Here is a 21,689-nt window from a genome sequence, read left to right as displayed (position 1 = left end):
ACGGTGCACAGGACGGCCACCTTCTTGCGGGTTCCCTGCCGGGTGGCGGAGCCGGTCACGGGCGGGCCTCCTCACGGGGTGCGGGGGTCTGGGGGGCGGGGGCGGGGGCGGCAGCGGGGCTGCCGGGGGCCGGAGCGCCTGCCGGGGGTGCCGGGGTCAGGCCGAGTCGGGTCAGCTCGCGGCCGGTCCAGGACAGTTCGGCGGCGATGCCCCGGGCCAGGCCCGCGGCGCCCACCGGTCGGCTGCCCTCGGGCAGCACGGACCAGGTGTACGTCTCCACCTCGATGTGGTCGGTGACGGCGTGGTCCCCGCCGAACAGGGTCCGCAGGGTCTCGCGCAGCACCGGGCCGGTCGAGGCGAGCGGCGGGGCGGGTTCCTCGTGCAGCGGCACGTGGTAGTGGATCCGCCAGGGCGCCCGGCCGGGCAGCGCCCCGGCGAGCGCGGGCCCGAGGTCGTCGGAGCCGAGCAGGGCGCCGCCTGGCAGTCCCGCCTCCCGGGTCTGGTGCAGGAACCGGGGCTCCGCGAAGGGGGCCAGGGCCTCCCGTACCTTCGGGTCCGCCGGGTCGGCGGCCTCCAGGGCGCTCGACGCCTGGACCTTGACCACCGGGAGGCCGGCGGTCAGCAGCCGGGCCACGGCGGAGCCCGGGTCCTCGTGGGCGACGGCGAGGTGGCAGACGTCCAGGCAGAGGCCGATCCGGTCGTGGTCGGCGTCGGCGAGCAGCCGGACGGCCTGTTCGGTGGTCTCGGCGACGCACCCCGGTTCGGGCTCCACCGCCACCCGGATGGTCCGGCCGGTCTCGGCCTCGATCCGGCGCAGCCCGGCGGCGAGCGCGTCCAGCTGGCGCATGGCGGCGGCCTTGCGGGTGCGTGACCAGGCGGTGCGCCAGGCCAGGGGCAGGGTGGAGACCGAGCCGCGCTCGGCGTCGGCGGGCAGCAGCCGGGCGAGGATGCGGGCCAGGTTGAGGGTGTATTCGAGGCGGGCGGGCTCGGACCAGTCGGGGTAGTACACGGCCCGCTTGACGACGGGTGCGTGGAAGCCCCGGTACGGGAAGCCGTTGAGGGTGACGGTCTCCAGGCCGCGGGCGGTCAGCTCACGGCGCAGGGCTGCGACGGCGGCCGGGTCGGCGGCGAGGACGGCGGCCGCGTCCTGGGGCAGCCACAGGCCGAGGCCGATGACCGGCTCGTCGGCCGCCTTGCGGACGGGCTCGGCGTAGGTGGTGAGCTGGGCGGTGATGCCCTCCAGGGTTTCGGCGGGGTGCACGTTGGTGCAGTAGGCGAGGTGGACGGCGGTGCCGTCGCGGTGGCGGAAGCGCATGTGGTGTCCCCCCGGGCTCCGGTCGGTTCAGTTCCCGCCGCGGGCGATGGAGTTGCCCGCGTACGGGCCCGGGGCCCGGACGTCGCCCTGGACGGATCGTGGCGCGGCGTCGAGGTCGAGGCGGCCCGACTGGCCGTAGAAGGCGACCGGGTTGCGCCACAGGACGCGGTCGACGTCGTCCTCGTCGAAGCCGGCGGCGAGCATGGCCTCGCCGGTGGCGCGGGTGAGGAGCGGGTCGCTGTGGCCCCAGTCGGCGGCGGAGTTGACGAGCATCCGCTCGGTGCCGTGCTCCTTGAGGATGGCGACCATCCGGTCCGGGGTCATCTTGGTGTCCGGGTAGATGGAGAAGCCCATCCAGCAGCCGGAGTCGTGGACCTCGGCGACGGTGACCTCGTTGAGGTGGTCCAGGACGACCGCGCCCGGGTCGATGCCCGACTCGCGGACGACGGCGAGGGAGCGGGCGGTGCCGCCCGCCTTGTCGCGGTGCGGGGTGTGGACGAGGGCGGGCAGGCCGAAATCGGCGGCGAGGCCGAGCTGGACGGCGAAGGCGTGGTCCTCGGCCTCGGTGACGGTGTCGTAGCCGATCTCGCCGACGGCGACGACCCCGTCCTTGGCGAGGTAGCGGGGCAGCAGGTCCAGGACCGGGGTGCAGCGCGGGTCGTTGGCCTCCTTGGGGTTGAGGCCGATGGTGCAGTGGTGGCTGATGCCGAACTGGGCCGCCCGGTAGGGCTCCCAGCCGAGCAGTGCGTCGAAGTAGTCGGTGAAGCTGTCCGGGGAGGTGCGTGGCTGACCCAGCCAGAACGCGGGTTCGACCAGCGCACGGACTCCGGCGGCGTACATGGCTCGGTAGTCGTCCGTGGTCCGGGACGTCATGTGGATGTGCGGGTCGAAGATGCGCATGGCCGGGCTCCGGGAGGTGGTCGTCGTCGGGTCAGTGGTCGAGGGTCGCTACGACCCACAGGTCGGCGGGGACGGGGCGGCCGGCGGCGCGGCGCTCGGTCGCGAAGGCACGTGCCATCCGCGCCAGTTCGGCGTCCCGGCGCTCGTTCAGCCCGGACACCCGCGCCAGCGGGATGCCGGTGAACAGGCACTTCAGGACGGCCTGCCGCCAGCGGTACTGGTCGAGGTGGGCGCGGGCGTACGGGCCGAGCGCGGCGGCGATCAAGCGGTTGTCGTTGGTGCGGACGGCGTCGTCGACGAGGTGCACGGCGTGGTCGCCGACGGGCAGGAACGGCAGGGCGCGCAGCACCCCGCGGCGCTCGGCGGCGTCCCCGTGGGCGTACCGTTCGGCGGCCTCGGCGGCGAGGGCCGCGCCGGTGGTCCCGTACCGGGTCAGGGCGCGCAGCAGCAGGGTGCGTACGGCGTCCTCGACGGTCCAGCCCGCCCAGCCGGGCAGGGGTCCGCGGCCGTGGTCGCGGCCGGCGGCGGGGAAGCGGCGGTCCAGGGCGCGGGGGCCGTCGGCGGCGACGACGGCGAGGCCGTCGGCGAGCCGGGCCCGGTGCTCCTGGTCCAGGGCCGAGCGCAGGGACTCCTCCAGGGTGCGCAGGGTCAGGGCGTCGTGGACGCAGGCGTCGGCGGGCGGCGCGGCGGCGGGCCGGGTGGGGGTGGGCCGGGTGGAAGTGGGCCGGGTGAGGGTGGGAGCGGTGGTCATTGCGGTACGGCCTCCTTGTCCTGCTGGGCGGCGGCCGCGCGCAGGAAGGCGATGCTGTGGCGGGCGACGTCGGCCGCGGCGTGGCTGTGGCGCGGGAGCTCCACGGAGACGAGCCCGCGGTAGCCGGTGCGGGCCAGCGCGGCCAGGACCGGCGGGAAGTCGATCTCGCCCTCGCCGAAGGGCAGGTGCTCGTGGACGCCGCGGCGCATGTCCTCGATCTGGACGTGGGCGAGGCGGTCGGCGGCGAGCTCCACGCAGTCGGCGACGGGAAGCGGCTCCAGGCACCGGCAGTGGCCGAGGTCCAGGGTGAGCCGGAACCGGTCGGGCCGGCCGAGGTCGTCCAACAGCCGCCGGTAGCCGGCCAGGTCGTGGACGAGCATGCCCGGCTCCGGCTCGAAGGCGAGGTCGATCCCGGCGGCTTCGGCGTGCGCGACGGTGTCGGCGCAGCCGTCGACCAGCCGCTGCCAGGCCTGTTCCGGGGTGGTGTCCGGGTCCGGGGTGCCGCTCCAGAAGTGCACGGCCCCGGCGCCCAGTTCGGCGCCGATGCCGATGGCCCGGCGCAGCAGGTCGGCCCGCAGGGCGCGGTCCTCCGGCCGGGCGGACAGCAGGGTGGGGCGGTGCTTGCGGCGGGGGTCGAGGAGGTAGCGGGCGCCGGTCTCGACGACCACGGCCAGGCCGGTGGCGGCCAGGGCCCGCCGGACGCCGGCGACGCGGGCGGCGAGGTCGGGGGCGTAGGGATCGAGGTGGTGGTGGTCGAGGGTGAGGGCGACGCCCTCGTAGCCGAGGTCGGCGAGCATGCGCAGCGCGTCGCCCAGCCGGTGGTCGGCGAGGCCGTTCGTGCCGTACGAGAAGCGGGGCGGCGGGCCCGCGGCGGCGTTCACGGGCGCACCCCGGCAGCGGCACGTCCGGTCCGGTCGCAGGGGTCCGTACGGTCCGCGCGGGGCCGTTCCACTGCGGTCATGTCGAGGACACCTTCCGGGCGAGACTGCGGACGAGCGGCAGGGCCGCGGCGAGCGGCACGGCCAGGCCGGGGGCGCCGGCGCGGGCGGCGAGCGAAGCCTGCAGCGGGAGCAGGGCGTGGATCCCGGCGCCGACGGCCCGCCGCACCTCGGGGGCGGCGGGGTGGCGCACCGCCCGGACGAGGGCGGGCCCGTACCCGGCGGCGTACACGACGAGCGCGGCGGTCTGGGCGGTCCGGGCGGTGCCGCCGGCCGCGGCGCGCAGGCCGCCGGGGCGGGCGGTGGCGTCGGCGCGGGCGAGGCCGGCCGCGGCCGCGACGGCGGAGGAGACCAGGGTCAGGGCCACCTCGTGCGGCGGGGCCCCGGCGACCTCGTGCCGGCTCAGCCGGGTCAGGGCCAAGGTGTGCGCCCCGATCGCGGTGGCCGGACCGAGCGCGGGCCGGGCCGGGCCGGGACCGGTGCCGTGCAGGACGTCCAGGGCCCGGGCGGCGGCCATCACGGCCGGGCCCAGCGGGGTCTGCTTGGCACCCAGGTCGTAGGCCCATACGGCGGCCGCCAGCGGCAGGGTGCGCCGCAGTACGGTCCGCCGCCCGCCGGCGAGGGCGGCCAGGCCGAGGCCGGCGGCGGTGAGGCCGGCCGCGGCCGCGAGGGCGGCGCCGGGCCGGATCCGGCCGGAGGGCAGGGGGCGTTCGGGGCGTTCCGCGGCGTCGAGCTCCCGGTCGGCCCAGTCGTTGAGGGCCATGCCCGCCCAGTAGAGGCAGACGGAGGAGCCGGCGAGGCCGAGGGTGCGCGGTCCGGGGCCCCGCCCGGAGGCCAGCGCCCCGGCAAGGACGTCGCCGGGGACGGTGGCGGCGGCGGGGGCCCGGACCAGTTCGGCGTAGGCGCGCAGGGCGCGGCGGGCCCGCAGCGCCCGCCCCGGGAAGTGCGGCAGGTGCAGCGGCACCTCCGGCCGCCCGCCCGGACCGCCCCCGTCGGCGCGGGCGGCGCGCAGGGTACGTGCGGTACGGGCAGTACGGGCCGTGCGGGCGGCGGCGGCCCGGACCGCGCGCGGGATGCGGAGGGCGCTGCTCACGGGCGGGCTCCCGGGGCGTGCGGGGAGCCGTGGCCGGCGGCCTCGGCGGCGGGGGTGGTGCCGGCCGCCCAGGCCGTGAGGGCCTCGTACTGGAGGGTCAGGTTGTGCTCGGCGGAGCCGGCCGGGTCCTTGAAGAAGAAGCCCAGGGCGGGCAGGGCCCCGGATTCGCCCCGCCGCCCGGCGAGGGCCGTCAGCCGGACGAGGTCCAGCACCAGCGGGGCCGCCAGCGCCGAGTCGCAGCCCTGCCAGGTGAACTGCATGGTCATCCGGACGCCGAGGAAGCCCTCGAAGGTGATGTGGTCCCAGGCGGTCTTCCACTCCCCCATGTCGGGGACGTTGTCGATGTGCACCTGGCCCTGGACCGCGTGGCCGACGGTCTCCTCCAGGCTGCGCTGCTTGGACTCGGCCTTGGAGCGGGCGGCCGCCGGGTCGGCGAGGGTCGCACCGTCGCCGCCGCCCAGCAGGTTGGTGCCGGACCAGGAACGCAGGCGCAGCGCGCGCTGGGTGAACATCGGGGCGAGGGCGCTCTTGACGAGGGTTTCGCCGGTCTTGCCGTCGCGGCCTGCGTGCGGGACCCCCCGCAGCCGGGCCAGCTCCTCCAGGGCGGGTAGGGAGGCGCCGGCGGAGGGGGTGAAGTTGACGTAGGAGCAGCCGGCGGTGAAGGCGGCGTACGCGTAGAGGGAGCTGGCCGGGAGGGTGAGCGAGCCGGCGGCGAGGGCGGCCTCGAAGGCGGCCAGGTCCAGGTGGGCGGGGTCGGGCTCCGGCAGCGGCTCAGTGGAGGAAACGTTGACGACGACGACCTGCTCCAGCCGGTGCCGGTCGCGGAACGCGGCCATGTCGTCGGCGAGGCGGGCGGCGGCCTCGGCCTGGCTCTCGCCGGGTCGCAGCGACCCGTCGCGCACCTCCAGTTCGGCGGCGGCCAGCGGCGCGTCGAGTGAGGGCAGGACCGCGGCGGGCAGGACGCCCGCCGCGGCGAGCTGCCGGACCCTCGCCGACAGCGGGGTGTCGACGACGTCGTGTCCGCCGAACACGAGGTCGGCGAGGGCCGGGAGGGGTGCGCCCCGGAACGCGGGGGTCTCCGTCACGCATCCGACGGGGGAGGCGGCACCCGCGACGACGGCGGCCGCGCCGGCGACGGCCGCCGTGGCGACCGAGCCTCGCGCGCCGACCATCCAGACGCCGATGCGGGGTGCGGATCCGGTCGTGACTCGCATGGTGTGCCAATCCTCCTGTGTAGTACGGGACGTGGGGTGCGGGAGGGACGGGGCAGGACGGGACGGGGGCAGGGGCGGGGCAGGGGCGGGGCCCGGGTCCGGTCGGGGGCCGGGGCGGGGCTCGGCCCGGCGGGCCTACTTGCCCATGTCGACGGGGTACGGCCAGACGTCGAAGGCCTGGTTCATGCGCTCGTTGGAGCGGCACAGCCACTTGGCGGTGACCTGGCGGACGACGTGCTTGGAGATGTGCTTGTTGTCGTTGCGGTCGGTCACCGGCTGGGCGATGGACTGGATCTCCCAGGCGGCGCCGACGAGGCGGTTGACGTGCGCCCAGAACTGCCGGTCGATGCCGAGGAGCTGGAAGGACTGCAGGTACGGGTGCCAGCGGTGGTAGGCGTGCGTCGCCGACGGCGGCGTGTAGTTCATCATGTGGACCTTGTTGCCGGCCGGGCGGCGCGGGTCGAAGAGGGTGCCCTGGCCGAACTCCTGGAAGGCGAAGACCAGGCCCTTCGGGTCGCGGCCGTACCACTTGTCGTACACGGCCCGCTGGGCGCGGGAGAGCAGCTCGAACTCGGCGCGGCGGGGCTCGATGAGCTCCATCCAGCTGCGCGGGTAGCGGCCGCCCTGGCGGGTCGCGGCCCAGGCGTCGTACGACTTCGTGAACCCGCCGAACGGGGCGGTGATCGCGCCGACCGCGGCCTTCAGCTCCTCGGTCGGGTTGTAGTAGGACATTTCGTCGTAGTCGTACCAGAACTCGTTCGCCCAGCGGTCGCCGACCATGCCCTCGACCGGGGGGAGCTTGGGGCGCCGGCCGTGGGCGGCGGCGGGGACGGCCCCCACGAGGGTGACGGCGGCAGCGGCTCCGGCGGCACCGAGCGCGGTGCGCAGAACGGTCCTGCGGTCCGGGGAGTTGAGCGGCATGGTCGTTCTCCTTGAGAGGGGGATGGCACGCGGTGCGACTGTGCGGTGGGGTGAACTCTCCCGTGGCGCGCTATGAGTGCTCTATACGCACGGAAGCGCAGCTCAGAGGCGGTGTGTGGCGGTGTTTCCGGTGGCCTTCGAGGCGGCTCCGGAGGGCAGCTCCGCGGGCACCCCGGCCGGCAGCTCCGCGGCGGCCGGGGAGGGATCGGCGGAGGGGTCGGCGGAGGGCTCGTCGAGCGGGTTGCGGCGCAGGGCGGGCGAGAGCAGCGCCACGAGCCCGGTCAGGCCCATGGCGGCGCTCAGGCCGAGGACGGTACGGGTGGGCCCGAAGGCCTCCAGGGCGAAGCCTGCGGCGACGGGCCCGGCCGCCATCGCGCCGGAACCGACCAGCATGGCGAGGGAGTTGGCCCTCCCCCGCATCCGGTCCGGGGCGACGCGCACCAGGAAGACCCCGCCGGCGACGTTGAAGACGCCGCCGACGTACCCGCTGGCGGCGAACAGGGCGCCGAGGACGACCGGTTCGCGCAGGAACGCGACGGGCACCATCAGCGCGGTCCAGGCCAGCAGCCCGCCGAGGACGAGGGTGCGCAGCGCGAAGCGTCCGGTCCACCAACCGCCGGAGAGGGCGCCGACGAGGCCGCCGGCCCCGCTGAGGGACAGCACGAGGCCGATCTCGAACTGCGAACCGTGGTTCTCCTGGATGCCGGTCATCACGGCGAGGTTGAGGCCTTGGAAGAGGACGTTGGAGACGGCGACGGCGGCCATGACCGCCCGCAGGAATCGCTGCCGCCACATCCAGGCCAGCCCCTCCCGCACCTCGGCGAGGAGGTCGGGCCGGGGCCCGGTGCGGGCGGTCTGGAGTTTGCCGCGTACGCCGAACAGCAGTGCGGTGGAGGCGAGTTGGCCGACAAGTGCGGCGAGGTACGGGAAGGCGGTGCCCAGGGCGACCAGGCCGCTGCCGAGCGGCTGCCCGGCGATGGCTGCGCCTCGGGTGCGGGCCTCGTTGCCGGTGAGGGCGGCGGGCAGCTGCTCCGCGGGGACCACCGCCGGGACGGCGGCCCGCTCGGCGAGCTGGTGCAGCACTCCGAGGGTGCCCTCGACGAAGGCGGCGGCGAGCAGGGCCCACAGCCTGTGTTGGCCGATGAGGAGGAGGGCGGCCACGGCCCCGGCGACGAGGGCCTGGCCGAGCCCGGTGCCGAGCATGATCCGGCGGCGGTCCCACCGGTCGACGAGCGCCCCGCCGGGCAGTTGGACGAGCAGCTGCGGCAGCAGCAGGGCGGTGCCGACGAGGCCTGCGTCGCCGGGCGAGCCGGTGGCCCACAGCACGGTCAGTGGGTAGGCGACGGCCGTGGCCCGCCCTGCCAGCAGCGACAACCCAGCCCCGCCCCACAGCAGACCGAAGTCCCGGTTACGCCGCAACGGCACCACCCGGGCCCCGCCGTCGGTCTCCTCCTCGGCCTCGACCTCGACCTCGACCTCGGCCGGAGCAGGGGCAGGCGCAGGCGCAGGTGCAGGGGCCGGGTCAGCCGGTTCCGCCACGGCGACGGCCGTCGGGTCGGCCGGGGCCTCGGCTGCCGGGGAGGGGTCGGACAGGAGCCACGGGAGGGCGGCCGGGTCCGTGGCGGACTTCGGCGGCGGGGTCACCGGGCGGTCCGGCCGAGCCGGCCGGCGGCGTGCTCCAGGACCGCCATCGCGCTGTGCATCTTGTTCGTCGCCTGGGCGAAGGCGATGCTCCGCGGGCCGTCCAGGACCTCGGCCGTGACCTCCTCGCCCCGGTGCGCGGGCAGGTCGTGCAGGAACACCGCCCGCGCACCGCCGCCGTCCCACAGCCGGGCCGTGACCTGGAACGGGGCGAAGACCTGCCGCCAGTCGGGGTCCGGCTTCGACGTGCCCGTCGTCTGCCAGCGGGTGGTGTAGACGACGTCGTACTCCGCCGGCAGCGCGTCCATGTCGTGCCGCTCCCTCAGCACCGACCCGTACCGCTCGGCCCGGGCCTGCGCCCGCGCCACGACCGGCGCCGGCAGCCCGTACCCCGGCGGGGTCCGCAGCTCCAGGTGGACCGAGGGGAACCGGGACAGCGCCAGGGCCAGGGCGGCCGCGGTGTTGTTGCCCTCGCCGACGTACAGGATCCGCAGTCCCTCGATGCGGCCGAAGTGCCGCAGCAGGGTGGTGAGGTCGGTGAGGGCCTGCGTCGGGTGCTCCTCGGCGCTCATCGCGTTGACGACGGCCATCCGGTCCTGGGTCGCCCAGCCGCGCAGCTCCGCCTCCGGGCCGGCCGTCCGGGCGACGAGCACGTCCAGCATCCCGGAGAGCACCCGTCCGGTGTCCTCGGTGGTCTCGCCGGTGTTGAGCTGGAGGTCGCCGGGCCCGTACGCGATGATCCGCGCGCCGAGCCGCAGGGCCCCGGAGGAGAAGGCGGTACGGGTGCGGGTGGAGGTCTTGGCGAAGTAGATCCCGGCGACCAGGCCGGCCAGCGCGTCCGAGCGGCCGGCGGTGCCGGCCGAGAACTCGGCGCCGCGCCGGACGATGCGGCGCAGCTCGTCGTCGGTGAGGTCGTCGATGGAGACGAGGTGGCGGGCGGTCCGCTGCCCGTCCGCGGTGCTGGGGGTGTCCAGGGTGTCGAGGGTGTCCATCGGTCAGCCCTTCCGGGGGTCTTCGAGTGCGGCGGCGGTCCGCGCGACGGTGTGGTGGCGCAGTGCGGTGGCGAGGTCGAGGGTCAGTCCGTGCCGGCGGGCGGAGACCAGCAGCGGGGCGACGAGCAGCGAGTCGCCGCCGAGGTCGCGGAAGTCGTCGTGGACGCCGACCCGTTCGAGGCCGAGGACCTCGGCCCAGACCTCGGCGAGCACCTTCTCCAGGTCGGTGCGCGGCGCGGTGTAGGGCAGCGGGGTCGCGGTGGCCTCGCGGGAGGCGAGGGCGGCCTTGTCCCGCTTGCCGTGGCCGGTCAGCGGGAGCCGGTCGACGACGGTGACGGTGGCGGGCACGACCGCGGCGGGCAGGACGGCCCGCAGCCGGTCGCGCAGCTCCCGGACGGCCACGGCCCGCCCCTCGGCCGGCACCACCCAGGCAGCGAGCCGCTTGCCGCCGTCGGCCGCGTCCACGGCCGCGACCAGCGCCTCGCGGACGGCCGGGTCGGCGGTGAGGGCGGCCTCCGCCTCGCCGGGCTCCACGCGGTGGCCGCGTATCTTGGCCTGCTCGTCGGCGCGGCCGGTGAACTCCAGGACGCCGCCGGGCAGCAGCCGGGCGAGGTCGCCGGTGCGGTAGAGGCGGGTGCCGGGGAGCCCGTACGGGTCGGGGAGGAACGATTCCGCGGTCAGGGCGGGCTGCCCTGCGTAGCCGCGGGCGAGTCCCTCGCCGCCGAGCCAGACCTCGCCGGTGATCCCGTCGGGCACCGGCCGGAGCCGGTCGTCGAGGAGGCGCAGCAGCACCCCCGGGAGGTTCGAGCCGAGCGGTACGAGCCTGCGCCCGGTCCGCGGCCGTACGTGCCCGAAGGTGGCGGCGACGGTGGCTTCGGTCGGCCCGTACTCGGCGCCGAGCAGCATCCGTCCGCCGGCCGCGGCGATGCGGGCGGCGACCCGTTCGGCCTGCGCGGTCGGATAGGCGTCGCCGGCGCAGACGGCGATGCCGGCGATCCCGCCGAGTTCGGAGTCGGTCAGCTGCGCCTCCAGCAGTTGGAGGTGGCCGGGGGTCAGCCCGACGAAGGCGTACGGGGCCCCGGCCATCAGCAGCGGCCCGAACTCCTCGGGCTGCCAGTTCTGCGGCAGCAGGTGCACGGTGCCGCCGGTGGCCAGCGGGGCGTACAGGGCGGGCAGGCCGAGGTCGAACCCGACCGGGGTGAACCAGGGGGCGCCGCCGGAGCGGCCCTCCGCGTAGGCCCGTACGGCCCAGTCGAGGTAGTGGGCCAGCGAGCGGTGGCTGATCTCCACGCCCTTGGGGGTGCCGGTGGATCCGGAGGTGTGCAGGACGTAGGCGAGCCGGTCGGGGTCGAGGGACGCCAGCGACGGCGGCGACGGCAGCGACGGCAGCGACGGCGAGGGTGGCAGCGCCCGGCCGCCGTCACCGGTGCCGGCAGGGCCCTCGTGGGAGACGTCCCCGACGGCCAGGACCCGCCCCTCGGGCAGGATCCCGGCGAACCGGCCGGCGTACGGTCCCTCCGTGACGGCCAGGTCGAAGCCGAGCAGGGCCAGCCGGGCGTCGGGGGTGCACGGGTCGACGGGCAGTTGGGCCGCGCCCGCCTTCCACACCCCGAGCAGGGCCGCGACCAGCTCCGGACCGCGGTCGAGCAGGACCGCGACCCGGGTTTCGGGGCCGGCACCGAGGGCGCGCAGCCGCCGGGCGATGAGGCCGGCCCGCGCGTCGAGTTCGGCGTACGAGACGCCGCCGGCGGGCGCGCCCGCGCCGGTCAGGGCGGTGGCCCAGGGGGTGCGGGCCGCCTGCGCGTCGAAGGCGGCGAGGACGTCCACCGGGGTGTCGGGGTGCGGCAGGGCGGGGGCCACGAGCCGGGCGCGCTCCTGCGCGGTGGGGAAGGCGCCGGTGGCGTCGCCGTCGGCGCCGGTGCGGGCCATGTCGGCGAGGACGGCCCGGTACAGGCCGGCGAGCCGCTCGGCACGGTCCTTGGACAGGGTCCGGGTGCGGGAGGCGAGGGACAGGTGTCCGCGGACGGGGGTGCCGACGACGAGCGGGAACTCGTTGGGGCTGTCGTCGCGGCTGGCCATGATGTCGATGAGCTCCGTGTCGACCTGGTGGAAGTCCAGGTAGTGGAAGAGCACGTCGATGAGGTGGCTCTCGCCGCCGGGCAGTCGCATGGCGGGCATCGGGTAGCGGCGGTGCGGCCACAGCTCGACCTCGCGGGCGAAGACCTCCCGGGCCAGCTCGCCCCAGGTCGCGGCGCCCGTGCGGTACGGGAAGGGCACCGAGTTGAGGTACATGCCGGAGACGCGTTCGGCGCCGGCCTCCTCGGGGCGGGCGTCGGCGACCATGCCGCCGCGGAAGGCCCGGGCGCGGGTCAGCAGGGACAGGACCTTGCTGTGGGCGGCGTGCAGGACGCTCTTGTAGGGGACCTCCGCGGCCGAGGCGAGGGCGCGCAGGCCCGGTTCGACCCGGTCGAGGGCGATGTCGATGCGGTAGCGCTCGTCCGGCCCGTCGGGGTCGCCGGCCCAGCCGGTGGGGACGGTGAACTTCTCGTGGCCGTCGACGAGGCCGCGCCAGTAGTCGCGGTCCTCGGCGGAGGCGAGGGAGCGCAGTTCGCCGGCGATGAAGTCGGCGTAGCGGACGGCGGGCACCGGCGGGGCCGGGTCGGGCTCGCCGCCGGCCCGCAGGGCGCGGTAGGCGCGCAGCAGCTCCATCAGCTGGGAGTGGTAGCTCCAGCCCTCGATGACCGGGTGGCATTCGGTGATGGACAGCCACCAGCTCTCGTCGTCGACGAGGTGGACGGCCATCCGCATCAGCGGGGCGGCGGTCAGGTCGAACAGTTCGGCGCGGTCGCGGTCGGCGAACGCCCACATCGCGTCCTCGCGCTCCTCGCGGGGCAGGTGGCGCAGTTCCTCGAAGAGGCAGGGCATGGACACGGTGCCGACGGCGTGGACGAGCTGGAGGGGCTCGCTGTATCCGGAGAGGGCGAAGGAGGTCCGCATCACCTCGTGGCGTTCCACGATGAGGTCGGCGGCCCGCCGGAACAGGTCTGGGTCGAAGGGGAGTTCGTCGCGGATCCGGAAGGAGGTGATGTTGTGGTAGCGGTTCTCGCCGCTGCGGCCGTGCATCTCGACGAGCATGCCCGCCTGGATCCGGGAGACCGGGTAGGCGTCGGTGACGTCTGCGGGCAGGGCGCGCCGGTCGTCCTCGCCGATCAGGGCGAAGGGGGCGACGGGACCGTCGGCCCGCTCGGCGGCGCCGTCCCCGGCCTGGTCGGCGAGGGCGGCGCGCAGCCGGGCGACGGTGCGGTGCTCGAAGACGTCGCGGACGCTGGTCTCCCAGCCGGCCCCGCGCAGGGCTCCGACGAGGGAGACGGCGCGGATGGAGTCCCCGCCGAGGTCGAAGTAGTTGTCGTGGACGCCGACCCGCTCCAGGCCGAGGACCTCGGCCCAGACCGCGGCGATGGCGGCCTCGGCGGCGTCGCGGGCCCCGACGTGCTCGCCGACGGCGGTGGCCCCGCGGCCGGGGGCGGGCAGGGCGCGCCGGTCCAGCTTGCCGTTGGCGGTGAGCGGGAGGGCGGGCAGCCGCAGGTAGGCGGAGGGGACCAGGTAGGCGGGCAGGGCCGCGGCGAGGCGGTCCTTGAGGGCGGCGGGGGCGAGGTCCTGCTCGTCGGCGCCGGGGGCGGGGACGAGGTAGGCGACGAGCTGCTTGTCGCCGGGCTGGTCCTCGCGGACGAGGGCGACGGCCTCGGCGACGCCGGGGTGGGCGGTGAGGGCGGTCTCGATCTCGCCGGGCTCGATGCGGTAGCCGCGGAGTTTGACCTGGTGGTCGGTGCGGGCGAGGAAGTCGAGGTTGCCGTCGGGGAGGACGCGGGCGATGTCGCCGGTGCGGTAGATGCGGGCGCCGGGGGCCCCGTACGGGTCGGGCAGGAAACGCTCGGCGGTCAGGTCGGGGCGGCCGGCGTAGCCGCGGGCCAGGCCGGTGCCGCCGATCCAGACCTCGCCGGGGACGCCGACGGGCAGGGGGCGCAGCTGCTCGTCGAGGACGTACATGGTGGTGTTCGGGATGGCGCGGCCGATGGGGACGAGTTCGGTGGTGACGGGTCCGTGGGCGGCGCCGTCGGCGGGCAGGAAGTACGCGGAGTTGCCGACGGTGATCTCGGTGGGTCCGTACTCGGCGGCGAGGCGGGTGCCGTCGGGGCCCGCGGCGGCGGCCCAGCGTTCGGCGAGGCGGTGGGTGAAGGAGTCGCCGGCGGCGATGACGAGCCCGGCGAGGCCGCGGATCTGCTCGGGGGTGAGCTGCTGGGAGAGCAGGTCGAGGTGGCCGGGGGTGAGCTTGATGAAGGCGTACGGGCCGCCTTCGGCGAGCAGGGCGCCCAGGTCGGCGGTGTCGAGGTCCTGCGGGAGCAGGTGGACGGCCTGGCCGGTCATGAGCGGGGCGTACAGGTCGGGGACTCCGAGGTCGAAGGCGACGGAGGAGAACAGCGGGGCGCCGCCGGTGCCGGCCGAGGCGTAGGCGCCTGCCGTCCAGGTCAGGTAGTTGGCGAGGCCGCGGTGGCCGATCAGGACGCCCTTGGGCCGGCCCGTGGAGCCGGAGGTGTAGATGACGTAGGCCAGCTGGTCGAGGTCGTGCGCGGCGGGCAGCGGGGCCTCGGCGGCGGCCAGGGCCGCGCGCTCGGCCGGGTCGTCGACGACCACGAGACCGACGGGCACGTCTCCGTTCGCGAACCGGCCGGCGTGCCGGGCCTCGGTGACGACGAGCCGGGTGCCGGTGTCGCCGAGCATGTAGCCGATGCGCTCGTCGGGGTAGCCGGGGTCGATCGGCACGTACGCGGCGCCCGCGCGCCACACGCCCAGCAGGGCGGCGACCAGCTCGGGGCCGCGGTCGAGGAGGACGCCGACGGTGTCGTCGGGGCGGGTGCCGAGCTCGGCGAGTCGGCGGGCGAACCGGTCGGCGAGACGGCCGAGTTCGGCGTAGCTGGTGGTGCCGCCGGGGTGCCGGACGGCGACCGCGTCGGGGGTGGCGGCGATCTGCGCGGCGATGGTCTCGACCACGCTCCGCGGGGTGCCGGGGACGGGGGCGCCGACCGGCTCGGCGGGGCCGTCGAGGAGCAGGGAACGTTCGGCGGCACCGAGGAAGTCCAGGGTGGACAGCGGGTCGCCGGGCCGCTCGGCGACGGCGGCGAGCAGGGCGGTGTAGTGGCCGGTGATCCGCTCGGCGGTGGCCCCGGTGAACAGGTCGGTGGCGTACTCCAGGCTGCCGTGCAGGGAGCCGTCGGCGCGTTCGGCGAGGTGCAGGGTGAGGTCGAAACGGGCGATGCGGCCGGTGGCGGGGACCGGGCTCACGTCGAGGCCGGGCAGGTCGGGGGTGTCGGAGCCCCCTGCGGAGGCGAGGTCGAACATGACCTGGAAGAGGGGGGTGGTGGACAGGTCGCGGGCCGGTTCCAGCTCGTCGGCGATCCGGTCGAAGGGGGTGTCCTGGTGGTCGAAGGCGTCCAGGACGGTGGTGCGCACGCCGCGCAGCAGCTCCCGGAAGGCGGGGTCGCCCTCCCAGCGGCCGCGCAGCACGAGGCTGTTGTAGGCGTAGCCGGCCATCTGCCGCAGTTCGGGGCGGGTGCGGCCGGAGACGGCGGTGCCGACGGCGACGTCCCGCTTGCCGGTGTAGCGGCCGAGCAGGGTCTGGTAGGCGCCGAGGAGGACCATGAAGAGGGTGGCGCCCTCCTGCTCGGCGAGGTGGCGCAGGCCGGCGGCGGTGTCGGCGGGCACGTCGAACTCGGCGACGTCGCCGCCCCAGCGGCGGACGGCGGGCCGCGGCCGGTCGGTGGGCAGGCCGAGCGGGCCGCTGCCGGCGAGCTGCCCGCGCCACCAGTCGAGGGCGGCGTCCGCCTCGGGGCCGCTCTGGCGGGCGTTCAGCCAGGCGGCGTAGTCGGCGTACTGGACGGGCGGCTCGGGCAGGACGCCGTCGAGCGGGCCGGTGACGGCGCCCGCGGCCCGGTGGCAGGCGGCCAGGTCGGCGAGGAGCAGGGGCCGGGTCAGGGCGTCGCAGGCGATGTGGTGCAGGACGACGACGAGGACGTGGTCGTCGGCGGCGAGCCGCAGCAGGCGGACGCGCAGCGGGGCCTCGGCGGCGAGGTCGAAGACCTCCGCGGCGCGGTCGCGGGTGAAGCGGGCCGCAACGGCGTCCCGTTCGGCGGCGTCGAGGCCGGCGGCTTCGGTGACCGCGTAGTCGACGGGGCCGGGGGCGTCGATGACCTGGCGGGGCTCGGTCCCGTCGAGGACGTAGCGGGTGCGCAGGATCTCGTGGCGGGCGGCGAGCGCGTCGAAGGAGCGGCGCAGGGCGCTCTCGTCGAGGGTGCCGCGCAGCCGGTACGCGAGCGGCAGCAGGTATTCCGGGCTGTCGGGGTCGAGCTGGTGGAGGAACCACAGCTGGCGCTGGCCGGCGGAGAGGGCGAGCGGCGCGCTGCGGTCCACGCGCGGGATGGAGGTGCGGGGGGCGGTGCGGCCGCCGGTGCGGCCCGCGCGTCCGGCGAGCCGTCTGCGCAGCAGTTCCGCCCGCAGTTCTTCCTGCGTGGGTGCGGTGGGTGCGGTCACGGCTGGTACTCCCTGTGGGCGATGGCCAGTTCGGTGTGGTCGAGGGACTCGATCTCGGCGCGGACGGCGTCCTCGACCGCGGCGGCGAGCAGGGCGACGGTGGGGTTCTCGAAGACGGCGCGCAGCGGCATCTCCACGTCGAACTCCTCCTGGATCCGGGCGATGACGCGGGCGGCGAGGACGGAGTTGCCACCGATCCGGAAGAAGCCCTGGTGGGCACCGATCCGCCGGCCGCCGCCCGCACCGGTCGGGGCGCCCGGGCCGTCCGGGGCGTCCGGCCGGTCGCCGGCGAGAACCTCGGCCCAGATGTCGGCGACGATCTCCTCGACCGGTCCCTCGGGCGCGGTGTACGGCTCGTCGGCGAGGGCCGAGGCCAGGTCGGGGGCGGGCAGGGCCCGGACGTCGACCTTGTTGTGGCGGGTGAGGGGGATCGCGGGGACCGGCACGAGGAGGGCGGGGACCATGTAGTCCGGCAGCCTGCGGGCGCAGTGGTCGAGGAGCTCGGAGTCCCCGGGGACGCGGCGGCCCTCGCGCGGGACCCAGTAGGCGATCAGGGCGGCGGCGGTTCCGGTGCCGTGCACGACGACGGCGCAGTGCGCGACGTCGGGGTGCTCGGCGAGGACGCCCTGCACCTCGCCGGTCTCCACGCGGCGGCCGCGGATCTTGGCCTGGCCGTCGGCGCGGCCGGTGAACTCCAGGGTGCCGTCGGGCAACATCCGGGCGCGGTCGCCGGTGCGGTAGAGGCGGGCGCCGGGGGCGCCGTACGGATCGGGGACGAAGGCGGCGGCGGTCAGGTCGGGGCGGCCGTGGTAGCCGCGGGCCAGGCCGGCGCCCCCGACGCACAGTTCGCCGGTGACCCCGTACGGGAGGGGCTGCAGGTGGGCGTCGAGGACCCGGGCGGTGACGTGCGGGTAGGCGCGGCCGACGGGAACGGTGGCGGCGGTGTCGTGCGCGTCCCAGCGGGTGGCGGCGATGGTGGTCTCGGTGAGCCCGTACTCGTTGACGAACCGCAGCAGCCGTCGGGACAGCTCCCGGGCCAAGGCGGGCGGGCAGGGCTCGCCGCCCGTCTGGCCGACGAGCGGGCGCCGACCGAGGCCCGCGTCGATGAGCATCTGCCAGTGCGGCGGGGCGACCTGGAGGTGGCTGACTCCGTGCTCCTCGATCAGCCGCAACTGGGCGGCGTGGTCGGTGAGGTCGCCTTCCCGGGCCAGGACCACGCGGCCGCCGGCGGTCAGCGGCATCAGCAGCTCGGTCCAGGAGATGTCGAAGGTGGGCTGGGCCAGGGCCAGCCAGGCGTCGTCGGGGCCCTGCCCGAAGTCCAGGTGGGCCTGCGAGGCGCGGAGCATGGCCAGCAGGGTGCGGTGCTCGACGGCGACGCCCTTGGGCCGACCGGTGGAGCCGGAGGTGTACATGAGGTACGCGAGTCGGGCCGGGTCGGCCGGCACCTCCGGCGGTGTCATGGTCCAGGTCCAGGTGCCGGTCCCGGCGGCCGGGGCGGCGGTGGCCCACCGGACGGCGGAGCTGTCCGCGCCGGGCTCCCGGCCGGCGAGGCTGCCGGGACTCGTCAGGGTGCCCCCGGCGAGCCCCTGCGCCGGCGCGGCGGGCACCGGTGCGCGGTCGAGGGCGGCGAGCCGCTCGTCGGCGTCGAGGGCCAGCCAGGGGCCGTGGTACCGGCCGCGCAGCCGGGTCGCGCCGGCCAGGTCCGAGACGAGCACGACGGCGCCGGAGTCCTCCAGGACGTAGCCGAGGCGCTCGTCGGGGGCGGCCGGGTCGAGCGGCACGTACGCGGCACCGGCCTTCCAGATGCCGAGGCACGCGGCGATCAGGTCGGGGGTGCGGCCGAGCATGACGGCGACGGCGGTCTCGGGGCCGGCGCCGAGCTCGCGCAGCCGCAGGGCGACGGCCTCGGCCCGGCGCTCCAGGCGGGCGTAGGTCCAGGTGTCGCCGCCGCAGACGACGGCGGTGTCGTCCGGGTTGGCGCGGGCGACGGCGGCGATCACGGTGTGCGCGACGTCCTCGGGGGAGGCGGCGGGGGTGCCGGCCGCCGGGGTGCCGGCCCGGGGGGTGCCCGGCTCGGGGGCGCCGGGGCCCAGCGCGAGCAGTTCGGCGCGCAGCCGTTCGGGGAGCATCTCGGCCCGGTCGAGGCGGGTCGTGGGGTCGTCGGTGAAGGCGTGGAGCAGCCGCACCCAGTGGGCGGCGAACCGTTCGACGGTGGCCGCGTCGAAGAGGGAGGTGGCGTACTCGACCAGGCCGAGCAGGGAGCCGTCGGGCTGCCGTTGGACGACGAACGTGAGGTCGGTGCGGGCGGCCCGCCAGGCGCCGCGGAAGGCGTCGATGTCGGAGCCGGTGGTGGCGGTGCCGGTCCGGCCTTCCTCGTGCAGGTCGAACATGACCTGGTAGAGGGGGGTGCGGCCGGGGTCGCGGGCGTCGTCGAGGGCGGCGACGAGCCGGTCGAAGGGCAGCTCTTGGTGGGCGAACGCGCTCCGCGCGGTGTCCCGGACCCGGACCAGCGCGTCGGTGAACCGGGCCTGGGCGGGGGCGTCGCAGCGCATCACGAGGGTGTTGAGGAAGAAGCCGACGACGTCGGCGGCCTCGGGCCGGTCGCGGCCGGCGACGGGCACGCCCACGGGCACGTCCCACTGGCCGGTGAGGCGGGCGACGAGGGTCGCGAACACGGTGAGCAGGGTCTGCTGGAGGGTGGCGCCGTGGGTGCGGCCCAAGGCGGCGGCCCGCTCGGTGAGCTCGGCGGGCACGGTGAACACGTGGGCGGCGCCGGCGGCGTCGCGGACGGCGGGCCGGGGCCGGTCTGCGGGCAGGTCGACGGGGAGGATCCCGTCGAGGGCCTGCTTCCAGTGGGCCAGGTCCTCCTGTGCGGCGGGGCCGGCGAGGCGGCGCCGCTGGTGGACGGCGTGGTCGGCGTACTGCAGGGGCAGCGGCGGGAGTACGGCGTCGGTGCCGTGGTGGGCGGCCCCGGCCAGGGCGAGCAGGTCGCGCTCCAGGATCACCGAGGACCAGCCGTCGCAGGCGATGTGGTGGACGGAGAGCACCAGGCTCGTGTCGGACCGGGGCTCCGGGCCGCGGACGGCGAGCGCGCGCCAGACGGGCCCGTGCTCCAGGTCGAAGGGGCGGGCGAACTCCTCCTGGACCAGGGAGTTCAGGGCCGCCCGGTCGGCGGCGCGCGCGGTGCGCAGCTCGACGCGGGGTTCGGCGTCGGCGATCTGGACGGGCTCGGCGCCGCGCAGGACGTATCGGGTGCGCAGGATCTCGTGCCGCTCGGCGAGCGCGGTGAGCGCGGCCGCGAGGGTCCGGTCCGTGTAGGCGGCGGGCAGGGTGAGGAAGACGGGCGCGTTCCATTCGGCGCTGTCGGGGCGCATCCGGTCCATCAGCCACATGCCCTGCTGGCCGGGCGACAGGGGCAGCCCCGAGGGGGTGCGCTGCACCGGCCGTACGGGCTCGTCATCGGCTGCGGCGGTCACGGCGGCCGCGTCCGGGGAGGCGGCCGGTCCGCCGGCGGTCGGGGCGGGGGCGTCGGCGAACAGGGCGGCCTGCGCCTCGACGGTGGTGGCGGTGAACAGGGAGCGGAGCGCGACGCGGGTGCCGGTGGCGGCCGAGAGGGCCTCGGCGAGCGTGCTGAGCATCAGCGAGGCGCCGCCGAGCTGGAAGAAGTCGTGGGTGGCGCCGATCTGTTCCACGGGGAGGGACAGGATCTGGGCCCAGGTCTCGGCGACGACCCGCTCGGCAGCGGTGCGTACGGGCACGTGGGCGGCCTCGGCGGCGGCCGCGGCGGCGACCGGCTCGGGCAGCGCCTTGCGGTCGATCTTGCCGTTGGCGGTGAGCGGGAAGTCGGCGACGGGCACGTACACGGAGGGCACGAGCGGGTCGGGCAGGGAGCGGCGGAGGAAGGTCCGCAGTTCGTCGGGGCGCAGGTGCTCGCCGCGGGACTGCACCCAGGCGACGAGCCGGTGCCCGCCGGAGCCGTCGGGGACGGCGGCGGCGACCGCGGCACGCACCCAGGGGTGGCCGGCCAGCGCGGCTTCGACCTCGCCGGTCTCGATGCGGACGCCGTTGACCTTGACCTGCTGGTCGAGGCGGCCCAGGTACTCCAGGGTTCCGTCGGGCAGCCAGCGGACCCGGTCGCCGGTGCGGTAGAGCCGGTCGCCGGGGGCGCCGTACGGGTCGGGCACGAAGCGCTCGGCGGTCTGGCCGGGGCGGCCGTGGTAGCCGAGGGCGAGTCCGACACCACCGGCGTGGAGTTCGCCGGGGACGCCGACGGGCACGGGCCGGCCCGCCGGGTCGAGGACGAGGGCGCGCATGTGGGCGATGGGCCGGCCGATGGGGACGGTGCCCGTTTCCTGGGCCGGGTCCCAACGGTGCTCGGTGATGTCGACGGAGGCTTCGGTGGGGCCGTACGTGTTCCAGATCTCGGCCCGCGGCGCGCGCTCGGCCAGGGCCCGGCACAGCTCGGCGTGGAGCGGCTCGCCGGCGCTGAAGACCAGCCGGAGGCCGGTGGCGGCCTCCCAGCCGGACTGCTCGACCAGGCGGCGGTAGACGGAGGGGACGCCCTGCAGGACGGTGACGCCGTGCTCGGCGACCGCGCGCAGCAGGGCGGCCGGGTCGCGTTCGGCGTCCTGTGGGGCGAGGGCGACCGCGCCGCCGCTGATCAGCGGGGCGAACAGTTCGAGGCCGGCGGCGTCGAAGCCGATGGTGGTCTTGAGCAGGAACCGGTCGGTGGGGCCCAGCTTGTGGCGGTGCGCCAGCCAACGGACGCGGTTGGCGATGCCGGCGTGCGGGACGAGGACGCCCTTGGGGCGGCCTGTGGAGCCCGAGGTGTGCAGGAGGTACGCGGGGCGGGCGGGGTCTGCGGGTTCCGCGACGACGGCAACCTCCCCGGCGGGCGCGCAGGCCGGCGCGTCGGCGCCCGCGTCGGCCATGTCCACGACGGCCGTGCCGGACGGGAGCCGGCCGGCGGTGGAGCGGGTCGCGAGGACGGCGGCCGCGCCGGAGTCCTCCAGGACCAGGGCGAGGCGGGCCTCGGGGTAGGAGGGGTCGAGGGGGACGTAGGCGCCGCCGGCGAACCAGACGCCGAGCAGGGCGGCGACCAGCTCGGGGCCGCGGGGCAGGCAGACGCCGACGAAGTCGCCGGGTGCCACGCCGCGGGCCCGCAGGGCGGCGGCGTGGCGGCCGGCGAGCTCCTCCAACGCGGCGTAGGTGAGGACGGATCCGTCGGCGCCCAGGACGGCCGGGGCGTCAGGGGTACGGGCGGCCTGGGCCCGGAACAGCTGGGGCAGCAGGAGACGGCCGGGCGCGGATCCCGACGGTGTACGGTCGTTCACGTTCTC

At 76.4% G+C, this 21,689-nt stretch carries 11 protein-coding genes; all 11 read right to left on the bottom strand.

Annotation, left to right across the window (positions count from 1 at the left end):
• Positions 1 to 55: 55 nt before the first annotated feature.
• Entirely contained in the window at positions 56 to 1,315 is a 1,260-nt protein-coding gene (gene eboE, locus ACFV7Q_RS19405; RefSeq protein ID WP_385429896.1) for a metabolite traffic protein EboE, read from the bottom strand.
• Between the two features lie 27 nt (positions 1,316 to 1,342).
• Positions 1,343 to 2,215: a TatD family hydrolase gene (locus ACFV7Q_RS19400; RefSeq protein ID WP_385429894.1), complete on the bottom strand. Its 873-nt coding sequence runs from the start codon at positions 2,213 to 2,215 to the stop codon at positions 1,343 to 1,345.
• Between the two features lie 31 nt (positions 2,216 to 2,246).
• Positions 2,247 to 2,966 carry an EboA domain-containing protein gene (locus ACFV7Q_RS19395; RefSeq protein WP_385429893.1) on the bottom strand — a complete coding sequence of 240 codons (720 nt, stop codon included), beginning with the start codon at positions 2,964 to 2,966 and terminating at the stop codon, positions 2,247 to 2,249.
• Positions 2,963 to 3,847: a sugar phosphate isomerase/epimerase family protein gene (locus tag ACFV7Q_RS19390; RefSeq protein ID WP_385429892.1), complete on the bottom strand. Its 885-nt coding sequence runs from the start codon at positions 3,845 to 3,847 to the stop codon at positions 2,963 to 2,965. Before ACFV7Q_RS19390 ends, ACFV7Q_RS19395 begins: the two co-directional genes overlap by 4 nt.
• Positions 3,848 to 3,923: 76 nt before the next feature.
• Positions 3,924 to 4,832 carry an SCO3242 family prenyltransferase gene (locus ACFV7Q_RS19385; protein WP_385429904.1) on the bottom strand — a complete coding sequence of 303 codons (909 nt, stop codon included), beginning with the start codon at positions 4,830 to 4,832 and terminating at the stop codon, positions 3,924 to 3,926.
• Between the two features lie 161 nt (positions 4,833 to 4,993).
• The gene (locus tag ACFV7Q_RS19380) at positions 4,994 to 6,211 is read right to left on the bottom strand and encodes an inositol-3-phosphate synthase (protein ID WP_385429890.1); all 1,218 of its coding nucleotides are present in this window, start codon (positions 6,209 to 6,211) and stop codon (positions 4,994 to 4,996) included.
• A 135-nt stretch (positions 6,212 to 6,346) separates the two neighbouring features.
• Positions 6,347 to 7,132, bottom strand: a complete 786-nt coding sequence (locus tag ACFV7Q_RS19375) for a Tat pathway signal sequence domain protein (RefSeq protein ID WP_385429889.1) — start codon at positions 7,130 to 7,132, stop codon at positions 6,347 to 6,349.
• Positions 7,133 to 7,234: 102 nt separating this feature from the next.
• A complete protein-coding gene (locus ACFV7Q_RS19370; protein WP_385429887.1) occupies positions 7,235 to 8,776 on the bottom strand; it encodes an MFS transporter in 1,542 nt (513 codons plus the stop codon).
• Positions 8,773 to 9,765: an ornithine carbamoyltransferase gene (locus ACFV7Q_RS19365; RefSeq protein ID WP_385429885.1), complete on the bottom strand. Its 993-nt coding sequence runs from the start codon at positions 9,763 to 9,765 to the stop codon at positions 8,773 to 8,775. The genes ACFV7Q_RS19370 and ACFV7Q_RS19365 overlap by 4 nt, the downstream gene beginning before the upstream one ends.
• Positions 9,766 to 9,768: 3 nt before the next feature.
• Positions 9,769 to 16,350 (bottom strand): amino acid adenylation domain-containing protein, encoded by a 6,582-nt coding sequence (locus ACFV7Q_RS19360; RefSeq protein ID WP_385429883.1) that lies wholly within the window; start codon positions 16,348 to 16,350, stop codon positions 9,769 to 9,771.
• A complete protein-coding gene (locus ACFV7Q_RS19355; RefSeq protein ID WP_385429881.1) occupies positions 16,347 to 21,683 on the bottom strand; it encodes an amino acid adenylation domain-containing protein in 5,337 nt (1,778 codons plus the stop codon). Before ACFV7Q_RS19355 ends, ACFV7Q_RS19360 begins: the two co-directional genes overlap by 4 nt.
• Positions 21,684 to 21,689 lie beyond the last annotated feature (6 nt).

Origin of the sequence: Streptomyces sp. NPDC059851 (assembly GCF_042732005.1) — a bacterium.
Taxonomy (GTDB): Bacteria; Actinomycetota; Actinomycetes; order Streptomycetales; family Streptomycetaceae; genus Streptomyces.
This window is presented reverse-complemented; position numbering and strand designations above follow the sequence as displayed.